The sequence below is a fragment of the Pseudarthrobacter sp. MM222 genome, assembly GCF_947090775.1.
Lineage (GTDB): Bacteria > Actinomycetota > Actinomycetes > Actinomycetales > Micrococcaceae > Arthrobacter.
In genome coordinates this window covers 4,187,623-4,201,410 of the sequence record NZ_OX352321.1, presented here as the reverse complement: position 1 = coordinate 4,201,410, position 13,788 = coordinate 4,187,623, and the positions used below count along the sequence as shown (strand labels likewise).

Here is a 13,788-nt window from a genome sequence, read left to right as displayed (position 1 = left end):
GTTACGTGGCTAACTCCGTTTCCGGGGATTCGGTCGTGGACCGTGTGGTGCGTGTTATTGCGGCCTTTCCCGAGGGCGTCCTCGTTCTGCCGCTCTCTGAGCTGGCAGCCAGGGCGCAGCTGCCGCTGACCACGGCGCACCGCCTGGTGCGGCAACTGGCCAGCCATGGGCTGCTCGAACTGGGCGCCGGTGGCTCGGTCCGGCTGGGCCTGCGGCTGTGGGAGTTGGTGAACCGGAATTCCCCGACGCTGGCTCTGCGCGATGCGGCTATGCCGTTCATGGAGGACATCCAGCAGGTGCTCAACCAGAACGTGAACCTCGCGGTGCTGGACGGCTGGGACGCCCTCTTCGTCGAACGGCTCCACCGCCGCGGCTCGGTAACCAACCGGGCCCAGATCGCAGGCCGGATGCCGGTCCATGTGTCCTCGGCCGGGTTAGCGCTGATGGCCGGCCAGCCGGCGGATGTTCAGGTGGAGTACCTGCGGCAGTTTAGCGACCCTGCCGGGAAGCTGGCTCCGGAGGATCTCCGGGCCCTGCTGCAGGACTCCGCCGAACAGGGTTTTGCCGCGCTCGCCGGGGTAGTGGACCCCGACACCTGGGCGATTGCCGTGCCCGTCCGGGATGCCAAAAACCGTACCGTCGCGGCCCTCGGCGTCGTGGTGCCTCCTCGCGAAATGCGCCTTCACGCGCTGGTTCCGGCCCTCCAGACGGCGGCCCGCGGAATCGGACGGCAGCTCCATGAGGAGAGAAACCCGACTCAATTCCATTCACCGGAATTCCTGTAACGTCCGTCACCGGTCCGGCCGCACACTGGAGCCAGAGATTCCACCGAGCCGCGATGAAGCGAGGAACCATTGGCAAACCGTAAAGTTCTCACCACCCAGGTCGCCATCCTGGGCGCCGGCCCGGCCGGGCTCATGCTGTCTCACCTGCTGGCCAAGGCCGGCATCGAGTCCACCGTGATCGAGATCCGCAGCCACCAGGAAATCGGCCAGACCGTGCGCGCAGGCATCCTCGAACACGGGTCCGTGAACCTGCTCGTGGACAGCGGGGTCTCGGACCGCGTGCTTCGGGAGGGAGACCGGCACGACGGGATCGAGCTGCGCTTTAACGGTGAAAGCCACCGCATCGATTTCCAGGACCTCGTCGGCGAATCCGTCTGGCTCTACCCGCAGACCGACGTCTTCCTCGACCTCGCAGCCCGCCGCGAGGCCGACGGCGGCGATGTCCGGTACAGCGTCACGGACACGTCCATCCGGGCCATCGAATCCAACCCCAAGGTCTGGTTCACCGGCGCTGACAGCGTGGACTATGAACTCCAGGCGGACTTCATCATCGGGGCGGACGGTTCACGCAGCCAGACCCGCTCCGAGATCCCGGAAGCAAGGCGCAAACGGTACCTCCACGAATACCCCTTCGCCTGGTTCGGCATCCTGGCCGAGGCGCCGCGCAGCTCAGACGAACTGATCTACGCCAACTCGCCGACCGGCTTCGCCCTGATCAGCCAGCGGACCGAGACCGTCCAGCGGATGTACTTCCAGTGCGACCCGAACGAGGACGTCCAGAACTGGAGTGATGACCGGATCTGGGAGACCTTCCGCAGCCGTGTCAACGGCAACGGCTTCGAACTCAAGGAAGGGCCCGTTCTCGACAAGACGGTCCTGAAATTCCGCAGTTCGGTCCTGACCCCGATGCGGCACGGCAATCTGTTCCTCGCCGGCGACGCCGCCCACACCGTTCCGCCTACAGGTGCGAAGGGCCTGAACCTGGCGCTGCACGACGTCAAGGTGCTGTTCGAGGGCCTGGACAGCTTCTACCGGACCGGCCATACGGGGCTTCTCGACGCTTACAGTGACCACGCCCTGGACCGGGTGTGGAAGGCGCAGCAGTTTTCCTACTGGATGACGTCCATGCTCCACACTCCTGCCAACGCGGACGGCTTTTCCAGCGCCCGGCAGCTCGGTGAGCTCAACTCGGTGGTCTCATCCCGCCACGGCCGCGCCTACCTCGCCGAGGCCTACACGGGCTGGCCAGGTTCCCGCTAGGGGACCCGCGCCGGTGTGTCGGGAACCGCCGCCGCCAGATCCGCCGTCGTGCTGTCTTTGCCGCCCGCTGCAGGGCTGACCGTTCGCCCGGCTTTCCGACCGGACCGGCCGTAAACGAGGTACATGGTCACGCCCGTGATGATCATGAGCAGAACCGTGTAGACGAAGGTGTTGGACACCCCATCGACGCCCTCGGCACCGTCCGTGTTCGCCTTGATCACCAGGCCAAGGGGCTGGAACAGGGGATGGGCCAGGAAAATCGCGGTGTCATAGTCATCCAGCATGCTGTTGAAATTCAGTGCCGTGACGGCCGCGGCCGACGGCAGCACGATCGGCAGCAGGATGCGGCGGAAGATGTACAAGGTCTTCGCCCCCATGATGCCGGCCGCCTCCTCCAGCGAGGAGTTGACCGAAGCGAAAGATGCCTTCAGCATCCGCAGGGTGAAAGGGATCTTCACCGTGACGAACGCGATCAGCAGGATGACGGTGGTGCCTGTCAGTACGGCCCCGCCTACCAGGGGATTCGGGTGGTCGTAGCTGAGGATCAGGCCCAGGGCCAGGAGTGCCGAGGGCAGGATCCACGGAATGTGGAGCAGATACTCCACGACACTCGTGACCCAGTTGCGGTACTTCTGGAGCAGCCTGGCCACGAACAGGAGCCCGCCGACGACGATGGCGGCGGCCAGCGCGCTGTAGGCGATGCTGATGATGAACGGACGCAGCCCCGCTGGCTGGGTGAGCACCCGGACGTAGTTGTCCAGGGTCAGGCTGCCCGGGGAGAGCTGTCCGGTCTGGATTGCGGCGCCGTCGGCGAAGGAGTACAGCACGATCAGGACCACGGGCAGGGTGTACACCGCGAACAGCAGGTATGCGACGGCGTGCACGACGGCGTTCGCCACCGGGTTGCTGATCCGCTGCTTCTGCAGCCCGGCGGAGACCTTGGAGACTGAGAAGTAGGTTCCGCCCTTTTCCAGCCGCGTCATGACCGCCAGCATGAGCATGGTGGCCAGGCCCAGGATGACCGCCAGCAGCGCCGCCAGGTCGCGGGAAGTCGGGCTGTTGGTGAAGGTGAGGATCATCGGGGTGATGGTCTGGAAGTCCCGGCCGCCGAGCACCTGCGGCGCGGACAGGGCACCCAGGCCCGTCAGGAAGGAAAGGACCGTGACGGCGAACAGGGTCGGTTTCAGCATGGGCAGGACGATGCGCCGCAGGATGGTCCAGTCGGAGGCTCCCATGTTCCTGGCCGCTTCGATCGTCTGGAAGTCCACGCCTTTGAGGGCGTTTGTGACAAAGAGCATGTGGTTGGTGGTGGTGGCGAACGTCATGACCACCAGGACGGCGAAGAACCCGGAGAACCAGCCCGGATCCATCCCGGGAAACAGGGACAGCAGGTACGCGGTGACGATGCCCTTGTCGCCGTAGATGAACTTGTAGCCGGCGGCCAGCACGATGCCGCCGTAGATGAACGTGGTGGCGTAGCCGAGGAACAGGATCCTCGAGCCACGAATCCTAAAGTACTGGGTGACCAGCACGATGAAGATCCCCACCACATTGACCGTGATGGACAGGGCCACGGCCAGTAGGAAGCTGTTGCCCAGCGATTTCATGGCCCGCTGCGAGGAGAAAAGCCGCTCGGCGGCACGGCCGGAGAAGCTGCCGTCCGGGAAGAACGTCTGGATCAGGACATTGGCATTGGGCCAGACCAGGAAGGCCGCGATGAACCAGGTAAGGGCGACACCGACGATCAGGACAGCGGGCGAGCGGAGCATGGTCCGGACGCTGGTGCCGGTTGAGCGGCCCTCGCTGCTCACGGGCGGGCCGCTTCCGGCTGCCTGCTGCGGAGCGACGCTCCGGTTTCGGGGTCGTACTGGAGCACGTGGGAGGGCTGGACGTACACCGTCGCCTGGCTGCCCGTGTCCGGATGGACCCCACCGTCCTCCTTGACCAGGAGCCGTACCTCGGAGCCGTGGCAGCGCACGATATAGCGGCTGTGCAGCCCGTGATAGGTCTTCGAGACCACTGTTCCCTCGACCGGGACGGCGGAACCGTTGCCGCCGAAAGGTTCGAGCGAGGCCTTCTCCACGCGCAAGTAGGAGTTGGCCGCGGGATCGAGGCCGAAATTCGAGAGCCGGTTCAGTTCGGCGACGAACGAGGCGCTCAGCCGGGAGCTGTCCCCGATGAAGTTGCAGACAAATTCGGTTGCCGATTCGTCGTAGATGCCCTGTGGGGTGCCGACCTGTTCCACCAAGCCCTTGTTGAACACCGCAACCCGGTCGCTCATGGCCAGCGCCTCGTCCTGGTCGTGAGTGACGTACACCGTCGTGATGCCGAACTCGCTTTGGAGATCCTTGAGCTGTTGCCGCAGCTGGTGCCGGAGCTTGGCGTCCAGATTGGACAGCGGTTCATCGAGCAGCAGGATTTTGGGCTGCAGGACCAGTGCCCGGGCGACGGCCACGCGCTGCTGCTGTCCGCCGGAGAGCTCGGCGACGTTCTTGCGGAGCTGGTCCTCGGAGAGGTCGACGCGCTTGGCGATATCCCGGACCAGCCTGTCGCTCTCCGCGGGCTTCTCCTTGCGTACCCGCAGGCCGAACGCGATGTTCTCCGCCACGCTCATGCTGGGGAACAGGGCGTAGTTCTGGAACACCATCCCCACCTGACGCTTGTCGCTCGGGAGCCGGGTAACCGCCTTGCCGTCGACATAGACGTCCCCGGCGGACGGCTCGATGAACCCGGCCAGCGTGCGCAGCGCCGTCGTCTTCCCGCAGCCGGAGGGCCCGAGGAGCGTGAAGAACTCGCCGGGCTTCACCTCCAGGTTGAGCCCGGGGATGGCGGTGAAATCACCGAAGGTGACCTCGATGTTCTCGAAACGGATCATGGCAAGTTGTCTTTCTGGCAGCGGGTTGCGGCGGACGGCAGCGGCTAGCGGGAACGGCCGGTTGCAGCCCGCATCACTGCCGGCTGCAACCACGCCGTACTCAGCTCATGTATTCCAGTTCGATCTTTTCAACCCATTTGCCCATGTTTTCCTGGACGAAATTCCAGTCGATGTCCTGCTGCTTGAGCGAGTTGAAGAACTCGACCACCTCGGGCTTTGCCTTGGCAACTGCCGCCGTGTTGACCGGCATCGAATTGAACTGCTGCGCCCACTCGCCCTGGGTCGACGCACTGCCGAACCAGTCGATGAACTTCAGCGCCTCGTCCTTTTTGTCCGTTCCCTTGACCAGGGACACCTGCTCAATGGCCAGCGGGACACCCACCGACGGCAGGACGGTCTCGACGTCGACCTTGAACGACTTCTCGCGTTCGGTGATGATCGAGGACGGCATCTGTCCCATATCCGTGTCGCCCGAGGCGATGCGGGCGAACAGATCGGTCTTGGCCACCGCGGGGGTGCCGTTCTTGAAGTACTCCTCGATCTGCTTCCACCCCTCGTCGGAGATGCCAAGATCGCCGGCGTCATCCTTGTACCGCGTCAGGATGCTGGCAAACACCAGCTGCGCGGTGGCGGTGCCGAGGCCTGTGACGCGCTCGTAGCGGGACTTGAATTTGTCCTGCGTCCACAGGTCGGTCCAGTCCTTGGGTGCCTCGTCCTTGGAGAACTTTGCGGTGTTGTAGCCGAGGAGGATCGCCTGCTGGACCAGGGGCCAATACGCCTTGCTGTCGCCCTTGTCGCCCTTGGCGGTGTCGACCTCCCCGGACCAGGAGGGCGTGAAGGGCTCGATCGCGCCGGCTGCCTTGATCTGCTCGAAGTACATGTTGTTCAGGCCGAATGCGACGTCGGCAATCGGGTTGTTCTTCTCGGCAATCAGCTTGTTGGTGGCGTCTGCGCCGCCGGCACCCACGATTTCAATCTTGAAACCGGCCGCAGCGGCTTTCTGCGTCAGCCATTCCCCGCGGCCTTCGCCGTTGGAATTGGTGTAGACGATGAGTGTCTCGCCTGAGGGCGGGCCGGCCGGGGCGACGGCGGCGGGGCCGGCAGTGGTTCCGGTGGGGGCGGGGGCAGCGGCACCGCCTCCGCAACCGGCGAGCAGGGTGACGGCGACGACGGCGGCAGCCAGGGTTTTCAGTGTTCGCACGGGTGAGACTCATTTCTGCATGGGACCAGCGGGCGTTGTCCGGACAGCCTATAGCTGCCGATGCCGGAACGGGCCCATTATTGCTATCGATTGTATGAATTCGCCGGGCCGCGGCACTTCAGTTTGTTGTGGCTCGCGGAACGGAAGGCGCCTCTGGCCTTAACCCCGCATGAACATCGGGGTTGCCGCACGCGGAAGCCCGCTTCGTCGGATCCGCCCGCGAGGGGTCCGGTTCTAGAATCTGAAGATGGACGCTGTATCGGTCGTCGGCGGCGGCATCGCAGGCCTGGCACTTGCCGCGCGACTTGACCCCCGACGCTTCCGGGTGACGATCCACGAGCGCCGGGAAGAACTGCCGCCGGTGGAGACATCGCTGGCCATGTGGCCTGAGGCCCAGCAGGCACTGGATGCGCTGGGTATCCTTCCGGACGTCCGGACGGCCGGTTCGCGCTTCGGCGGCGTGGCCCTCAGGGACGGATCGGGCCGTGTATTCCTGCGGGGCCAAGCGCCGGACGTGATCGGGGTTTCGCGTGCCGATCTGCTCCGCCTGCTGGAGACCGCCGTGCCTGCGTCGGCTGCCCGGGCATACGGTCCGGTGCGATCACTGCCGGAATCGGACCTGGTGGTCGGCGCCGACGGCGTGCACAGCAGAGTGCGCCGCGCCGTCTGGGGCGAACGGTCCCGGGCGCGACTGAGCCCGTACCTTGCCCTGCGAGGCATCCTCGACGTCCCTGTGCCGCCGGATGCCGGCGGTGAATACTGGGGCCGCGGGCAGCTGTTCGGCATCACGCCCGCATCCCGGGGCCGGACCTACTGGTACGCGTCCTACCGCTCAGACCTGGGGCCGGACGGCATTGACGTCGGCGAGGCCCTGGCGTTGACGCGGGAGCGGTTCTCCGGCCCGGCGGCCGGCATCGCGCGTGTGTTGGCGTCGGCGGCGCCGGGGCAGACGCTGGCGCAGAGAATCTGGACGGCCCCTCCGCTGAGGCGGTATGCCACAGAGGGGGCGGTGCTGGTGGGGGATGCGGCGCACGGCATGACGCCCAATCTGGGGCGTGGCGCCTGTGAGGCGCTGATCGACGCCGTCACGCTCGCCGACCTGCTGAACTCCCGCCCGCTCCGGAATGCCCTGCAGACGTACAGCAGGCGCAGGTTGTTGCGCACGCAGGCCTTGCGGGCGGCCTCGTCCGCCATGACCCGGCTGGCGCTCGCCGACCGGGCCCAGCCGTTGCGCGACGGGCTGTTCAGGCTGGCCGGGCATGCCGGCCGCTAGGCCATGGCGGTGTGCGCGGCGCTGTGCGAGTCGATGGTCTTCGAGTAGCAGAAGGAGTGCTCCGCCCCGATGTAGGGTCCGAAGTTGGGCACCGGCTCGAAGCCCGAAGTCTCGTAAAAATGGCGGCCGTCGGGCTGGGCCGAGCCGGCCTCCGCCGTGATGGACGTGATGCCGAGAGCATGTGCGTGGGCTTCCAGGGCCGCCAGGATGGAACTGGCCACCCCGGAGCCGCGCGTGTACGGCAGCACGTACAGCCGCTTGATTTCGGCGGTGTGCTGGTCGAGGATCCGAAGCCCTCCGCAGCCGACGGGCTGGCCGGAGGCCTTGTCGTGAGCGACCAGGAACACGGCGGTGTCAGCTTCCGACGGCGGCGGGCCGGGTTCGTGGTCCGTGGTCCCGAACCGGGCGTCCAGTTCCGCCTGCTGGGCCGCGCGCAGGTCCGCGCCCACGGGGTTGGCCCAGGTCACCTGCCTGATGTTGAGCCGCGGATTGGTCTGCATCGCTGCCTCGATTCGCCGAAGGGTTATGCAAATCAAGGCTAAGCGGCGCCCGTTTCGGCCGTGTTTCCTGCGCGTAAGGCTTCGGAGAACTCGGCTACAGCGAGCGGCCGGTGGGGTCCTCCGCCGTCGGGTCCGCGAGAGCCAGTCCACCCACGGGACTGTCGTCCCAGTGGATGAGCCGCCAGCCGCCGTCGGGATCTCCCTCAAGAGCCACGATGCCGGTGTTGGCCAGCACGTGCCGGGCCGCGAAGCCCGGTTCCACATTGGCGGCGCGCAGCCCCGCCCAGACCCGGATCGCTGCGCCGTGGCTGACCACGGCCACCGTCGCTGCGCTGCCGGCTTCTTCGGCGGCGGCGGCGATCTGTCCGATCGAGGCGTCGTAGCGGTCGAAGAAGTCGTGCCCGTCGGGGCCAGCCGGCATCCGGCGGTCCAGCTCGCCGGACGCCCAGGAAAACACCGTCCCGAGGTAGCGAAGGTGCGATTCCCGGTCGGTGAGCTTTTCCAGCGACCCCGCTTCGATCTCCCGCAGCCCTGTCAGCACCTCGACCCCCAGGCCCCGCTCGGCCGCCAGCGGCGCGGCGGTGATCTGGGTGCGGATCAGGGTGGAGGCATAGAGGAGGTCGATCTGCTCATTCGCCAGCGACCGCGCCAGGGCGGCGGCCTGCCGCTCCCCGAGCTCGGTCAGCCCGGGTCCCGGATGTGCGGTATCCAGCTGGCCCAGGACGTTGCCGGGCGTCTGGCCGTGGCGGATGAGCAGCAGCCTCACTTGAGGTGGTCCACCAGCTCGTCCGCGATCCCGGTGTACTTGCCGGGGGTGAGCGCCAGCAGCCGGGCTTCGGCGGCGGGTGAGAGCCCGAGGCTCTGGACGAACTCCTGCATCCGGGCGGCGTCGACGCGCTGGCCGCGGGTGAGGTCCTTGAGCCGCTCGTAGGGGTTCTCCATGCCCTCGACACCGGCGATGGACTCGGCCCGCATCACCATCTGGATGGCCTCGCCGAGGACTTCCCAGTTGGTGTCCAGGTCCCCGGCCAGCACGTCCTCGGCGACGTCGAGACGGTCCAGGCCCTTGGCGACATTGGAGATGGCCAGCAGCGAGTGCCCAAAGGCGACACCGATGTTGCGCTGTGAGGAGGAATCGGTGAGATCGCGCTGCCAGCGGGAGGTGACCAGGGTGGAGCCGAGGACATCCAGCAGCCCGGAGGAGATCTCCAGGTTGGCCTCGGCGTTTTCAAAGCGGATCGGGTTGACCTTGTGCGGCATGGTCGAGGAGCCGGTGGCGCCAGCCACCGGGATCTGCGCGAAGTAGCCGATCGAGATGTAGCTCCAGATATCGGTGCAGACGTTGTGCAGGATGCGGTTGAAGCGTGCGACGTCGGCGTACAGTTCGGCCTGCCAGTCGTGGCTTTCGATCTGCGTGGTCAGCGGGTTCCAGCTCAGTCCCAGACCCTCGACGAAGGACTTGGCGACCTGCTGCCAGTCGGCGCCCGGTGCGGAGGCGACGTGGGCCGCGTAGGTGCCCGTGGCGCCGTTGATCTTGCCGAGGTATTCGGTCCGGGCGACGCGGTCCAGCTGGCGGGTCAGCCGGTGCGCGAAGACGGCCAGTTCCTTGCCCAGGGTGGTGGGGGTGGCTGGCTGGCCATGGGTACGGGAGAGCATCGGCACGGCGCGGTTGTCCGTGGCCATGGCGCTGATCTGCGCCACGAGGTTCCGGGCGGCCGGCAGCCAGACGTCCTCGACCGCGCCCTTGATCCCCAGCGCGTAGGAGAGGTTGTTGATGTCCTCCGAGGTGCAGCCGAAATGCACCAGGGCGGTCAGGTGTTCGATGCCGATACCGGCCAAGCGGCGGCCGATGTAGTACTCGACGGCTTTCACGTCGTGCACCGTGACGGCTTCGATGTCGGCAAGTTCGCGCACCGAGTCGGCGTCGAATTCGGTGACGATGGCGCGCAGCTTCTCCTGCTGCTCCGCGGTCAGGGGTCCGGCACCGGGCAGGACGTTGTTGCTGGTCAGGTGGATGAGCCATTCCACTTCGACAGCCACCCGGTCACGGTTCAGGGCCGCTTCGGACAGGTAGTCGACCAGCGGCGCGACGGCGGACTGGTACCGGCCGTCGAGCGGGCCGAGCGCGATCTGGGGTGAGGACGCGGCGAGGGCCAGGCGTCCGGACGGCGTGCGGGTATCAGCTGTGGCGGCAGTTTCAGGCATGACCCGATTCTTTCACGAAGTGGCACCGCGCATTAAGTGCGCTGATTCGTGTGACCTAGAGGGGCCGGCCGGCGGTCAGGCCAAGGTTGTCCACATAGCCGCGCGGGCAGCTTCAGCGCCTCACCCGGGCGTCATAACGTCGGTGCTATGACCATGGGAATGACCGGTGCAGCTACTGGCATGGTGACCGGAGCAGTGACGGGCATGGTGGCCGGCGATCTGACGGCTGCCGCTGCCGAGGCATGTGCCTCGCGCAGCTACGAAGTCCAGCTGCTCGCCGCCCGGCTGGCGGCCTGCGCAGACGAGACGGAGGCCGTGCTGTCCCAGCTGTCCCGGCTCGAGCTGCAGGGCTGGCAGTCACCCGCCGGGCGCGCCTACCGGACCGCGTTATCGCTGCAGGCGGCAGCGCTGCGCCGCAGCCGGGATGCCCTGCAGGACGCTGTCGCGATCGTGCTCCGGCACTCCCGGAACGTGGCGCTCTCCTCCGGCGGGCCGGGCTCCTGATGGCCGAGTCCGCCCCGGCCGGTTCAGGTGCAGCGCCCCGGCCCTCGGCCCCGGCAGACGACGGGATGCTGCGGATCCGCGGTGGACTCGGCGGGCTCACTTTCCAGTTCGAGGAGGTGCTGGCCGGAGCCGCTGCCCTCGACGGGCTGGTGCGGCAGCTGGCCGCCGTGGAGGCCGAGGCCGATGCGGTGCGAACGGACCTGTTCCCCTTCCAGGCCGATTCCTACACCAGCGGAAGCAACGCCATCATCGCCGCCGGGGAAGGATCCCGCGCCCTCGGGCGGGTCCGGGAAGAGCTGGGGAAACTCTGCAGCGAGGTCAGGGCGAGCCACCGGGAGTACGAGTTCACCGAAACACGGAACAGCCTGCTCCTGCGGATCGGTCGGTTCGGCCCCGGCTACGGGCCGCTGTGGGGCCTGTTCGGAATGCCGGCCATGACCACCCGGGACGTGGTGGAGGATGAGGCGGCCCTGGCGTCCGGCAGGCTCGCCCTTCTGCTGGGCCTGCCGGCCGGCCTCGTCCGGGGGACGGCGACGCCCGGCGGTCCTCCCGGGGTCAGGGAAGTCGTCCGGGGAGTGGCGGCCGCGACGGGACGGGCCGGGCTGCTGCCGCGACCGGTCCGGATCACTGGGGCGGAAACGCGGCAGGAGCAGGTGGACGTTTCCCCGGCTGGGTTGCTGTCCCGGGCTGGCGCGGTGGGCGGCACCAACGGCCAGATCGAGGTCCTGAGGCTCGATGCAGGAGGCCGGCCGGCCTGGGTGGTGGTGATCCCTGGGACGCAACTGGACGGATTGCCCGCCGGCACCAACCCCTTCGACGCCGGCGGCATTGCCGAGGGTCTGGGATACGGATCGGCGGAGACCACCGCGGCCATCCGGCAGGCCCTGCGCGCGGCCGGGGCAGAAGCGGGCCAGCCCCTCGCCGCCGTGGGCTACAGCCAGGGCGGGATCCACGCTATGAACCTGAGCCAGGACAGGGATTTCCTGGCCGAATTCGATCTGAAATTCGTCTTGACGGCGGGTTCGCCCGTGGGTGGCATCACCCCGGAGCCAGGGATCAGCAGCCTGCATCTGGAGCACGAGCAGGACTGGGTGCCGGGGGCGGACGGGCTCGCCAGTCCCGACACCAAGGAGCGGGTGACTGTGACGCTGACCAACGCGCTGGAAGTTCCACCGTTGGCTGACTTCGGCCTGGGCCCCGGGCACCAACTCGGCAACTACGCTGCCGGAGCGGACGCGGTTGCCGCGAGCCGGGACCTGTCCCTGCGAACCTCTGCTGCCGCCCTCGCGGCCGTGGTGGGCAGCGGCGGTGCGGCCACGATCACCAGGTTTTCGCTCCGGCGGGAGGCCCTGCCGGCGCAACCCGGCAACCCCCGCGCGGACGCGCCCGGTCCCAAGCCGGATAGTAAACCCGAGAGGAAACGGGAGAGGAAACGGGACGGGAGCCTTGGCGGGAACACGGCGGGCACCCCGCCCCGCAAGGCCCCGGTCTGACATGGCTTCGCTCAGCGCCTCCCGGCGCCCGCCATCCGGCCGGCCACCAGGGAGATCACCGTGATAATGATGGCTGCCAGCACGGCCGTCCAGAAGAACGAGTCGATGGTGAAGTGCACAGGGGTGTAGCTGCTCAGCCACGACGTCAGGTAGAGCATCGCCGCATTGATGACAATCGTGAACAGGCCCAGCGTCAGGATGGTGAGCGGCAGCGACAGCAGGCTGACGACCGGCTTGACGAGCGCGTTGACCACACCGAAAATCAGGGCGATGAACAGGTAGGCAAGGACGACGCCGATGGTGTCCGTGCCCTGCGTGACACCGCTGTTCCCGACCGCGGCAGTGGTGGCCGAGGTGGAGATATCCAAGCCGGGAAGGAGCCAACTCGCGATTCCCAGGGCCAGCCCGTTGATGATGACCCGAACGATGAATGAGCGCATGGCCCCATGCTGTCATATCGCCACCGGCGGCGGCAGGACGCGAAGTAGGCTAGTTGGCATGACTTCATCAGAGAAAACGGGGGGCGTCCGGCCCCGCCCGGTGGTAGACCTGCTTCCCCGCTACGCGGCCGGCAAACCGCCCGTGCCGGTCGAAGGCCTGGCCAGCTACAAGCTTTCCTCCAACGAAAACCCGCTGCCTCCGATCCCTGCAGTGCAGCAGGCCATCGCGGCGCAGACCGACTTCAACCGCTACCCGGATCCGCTGAGCAGCAAGCTGCGCGGCGCGCTCGCGGGGTTCCTGGACGTTCCTGCGGAGGACATCGTCACCGGCGCCGGAAGCCTCGGGGCGCTGAACCAGCTCCTGGCGACTTTTGCCGGCCAGAACGACGACGGCAAACCCGACGAGGTCATTTATGCCTGGCGGTCCTTCGAGGCGTATCCGATCTGCGTCGGCCTCGCGGGGGCGGAAAGCGTCCGGATCCCGCTCACGATGGACGGGCGGCATGATCTGGAGGCCATGGCGGCGGCGGTGACTGCCCGTACCAGGGTGATTCTGCTCTGCACGCCGAACAACCCCACGGGGCCGGTGCTGACGTCCACGGAGACGGAGCGCTTCATCCAGACCGTGCCCTCTGACGTCGTCGTGGTCATCGACGAGGCCTACCAGGAGTTCGTCCGCGCCGATGACGCCGTTGACGGCCTCGAGATGTACCGCAAGTACCCGAATGTCGTTGTGCTCCGGACCTTCTCCAAGGCCCACGGCCTGGCCGGCCTGCGGGTGGGCTACAGCGTGTCCAACCCTGACCTCACCCAGCACCTGCGCGTCAGTGCCACTCCCTTCGCAGTCTCCCAGATCGCGGAGATCGCGGCGGTGACCTCCCTGCAGCATTTCGACGAGGTTGTAGAAAGGGTACAAAGCCTGGTGGACGAACGCGACCGCGTCACGGCCGGACTCCGCGAGCTGGGGTGGTTCGTTCCCGAGGCGCAGGGAAACTTTGTCTGGCTCAATCTCGGCTCCAACAGTGCGGAATTCGCTGCCCTCGCGGGGGAGCGGGCGCTGTCGGTACGCGCCTTTGGGAACGAGGGGGTCCGGGTCAGCATCGGCGAGGTCGAGGCCAACACCCGCTTCCTGGAACTCTGTGCGATCTATACAAAACCGCCACAGCGTTCCTAGCGCTTAACATGACGCCCGCGGGGAAGGCCCTGCGGATAAAGTAGGGACGAGTAAGCCAAAATATATGCCGGATCAGGA

At 67.1% G+C, this 13,788-nt stretch carries 13 protein-coding genes; 6 read left to right on the top strand and 7 right to left on the bottom strand.

Going from position 1 to position 13,788, the window contains the following annotated elements; genetic code table 11:
* The first annotated feature begins 5 nt into the window (after positions 1–5).
* Both OM977_RS19200 and OM977_RS19195 read left to right on the top strand, forming a co-directional pair.
* Positions 6–785 (top strand): IclR family transcriptional regulator, encoded by a 780-nt coding sequence (locus tag OM977_RS19200; RefSeq protein ID WP_264355452.1) that lies wholly within the window; start codon positions 6–8, stop codon positions 783–785.
* A 132-nt stretch (positions 786–917) separates the two neighbouring features.
* Complete coding sequence (locus tag OM977_RS19195) at positions 918–2,045, top strand: 4-hydroxybenzoate 3-monooxygenase (RefSeq protein ID WP_264357487.1); 1,128 nt, start codon at positions 918–920, stop codon at positions 2,043–2,045.
* On the opposite strand, the gene OM977_RS19190 is transcribed toward OM977_RS19195, so the two are convergent.
* From OM977_RS19190 to OM977_RS19180, 3 genes are all read right to left on the bottom strand, one after another.
* On the bottom strand, positions 2,042–3,814 hold the full coding sequence (locus OM977_RS19190) for an ABC transporter permease (protein WP_264357486.1): 1,773 nt from the start codon (positions 3,812–3,814) through the stop codon (positions 2,042–2,044). The two genes, OM977_RS19195 and OM977_RS19190, sit on opposite strands and share 4 nt — an antisense overlap.
* A gap of 38 nt (positions 3,815–3,852) precedes the next feature.
* Positions 3,853–4,920 (bottom strand): ABC transporter ATP-binding protein, encoded by a 1,068-nt coding sequence (locus tag OM977_RS19185; protein ID WP_264355451.1) that lies wholly within the window; start codon positions 4,918–4,920, stop codon positions 3,853–3,855.
* Positions 4,921–5,020: 100 nt separating this feature from the next.
* A complete protein-coding gene (locus tag OM977_RS19180) occupies positions 5,021–6,121 on the bottom strand; it encodes an extracellular solute-binding protein (protein WP_264355450.1) in 1,101 nt (366 codons plus the stop codon).
* A 247-nt stretch (positions 6,122–6,368) separates the two neighbouring features.
* On the opposite strand from OM977_RS19180, the gene OM977_RS19175 reads away from it, so the two are divergent.
* Positions 6,369–7,394, top strand: a complete 1,026-nt coding sequence (locus OM977_RS19175; RefSeq protein WP_264355449.1) for an FAD-dependent monooxygenase — start codon at positions 6,369–6,371, stop codon at positions 7,392–7,394.
* Here the strand turns inward: OM977_RS19175 and OM977_RS19170 are convergent.
* The 3 genes from OM977_RS19170 to purB form a co-directional block, all read right to left on the bottom strand.
* Complete coding sequence (locus tag OM977_RS19170; protein WP_264355448.1) at positions 7,391–7,894, bottom strand: GNAT family N-acetyltransferase; 504 nt, start codon at positions 7,892–7,894, stop codon at positions 7,391–7,393. The two genes, OM977_RS19175 and OM977_RS19170, sit on opposite strands and share 4 nt — an antisense overlap.
* 94 nt (positions 7,895–7,988) lie before the next feature.
* Positions 7,989–8,660, bottom strand: coding sequence for a histidine phosphatase family protein (locus tag OM977_RS19165; RefSeq protein WP_264355447.1), 672 nt, complete (start codon positions 8,658–8,660; stop codon positions 7,989–7,991).
* Complete coding sequence (purB, locus tag OM977_RS19160) at positions 8,657–10,099, bottom strand: adenylosuccinate lyase (protein WP_264355446.1); 1,443 nt, start codon at positions 10,097–10,099, stop codon at positions 8,657–8,659. The genes OM977_RS19165 and purB overlap by 4 nt, the downstream gene beginning before the upstream one ends.
* Before the next feature lie 147 nt (positions 10,100–10,246).
* Here purB and OM977_RS19155 point away from each other — a divergent pair, with 147 nt between their 5' ends.
* Entirely contained in the window at positions 10,247–10,603 is a 357-nt protein-coding gene (locus tag OM977_RS19155) for a hypothetical protein (protein WP_264355445.1), read from the top strand.
* A complete protein-coding gene (locus tag OM977_RS19150; protein ID WP_264355444.1) occupies positions 10,603–12,096 on the top strand; it encodes a PE-PPE domain-containing protein in 1,494 nt (497 codons plus the stop codon). Before OM977_RS19155 ends, OM977_RS19150 begins: the two co-directional genes overlap by 1 nt.
* 11 nt (positions 12,097–12,107) lie before the next feature.
* Here OM977_RS19150 and OM977_RS19145 read toward each other — a convergent pair whose 3' ends face one another.
* The gene (locus OM977_RS19145) at positions 12,108–12,536 is read right to left on the bottom strand and encodes a phage holin family protein (protein WP_264355443.1); all 429 of its coding nucleotides are present in this window, start codon (positions 12,534–12,536) and stop codon (positions 12,108–12,110) included.
* 58 nt (positions 12,537–12,594) lie between these two features.
* Here OM977_RS19145 and OM977_RS19140 point away from each other — a divergent pair, with 58 nt between their 5' ends.
* Positions 12,595–13,710, top strand: coding sequence for a histidinol-phosphate transaminase (locus tag OM977_RS19140; RefSeq protein WP_264355442.1), 1,116 nt, complete (start codon positions 12,595–12,597; stop codon positions 13,708–13,710).
* Positions 13,711–13,788: the final 78 nt, after the last annotated feature.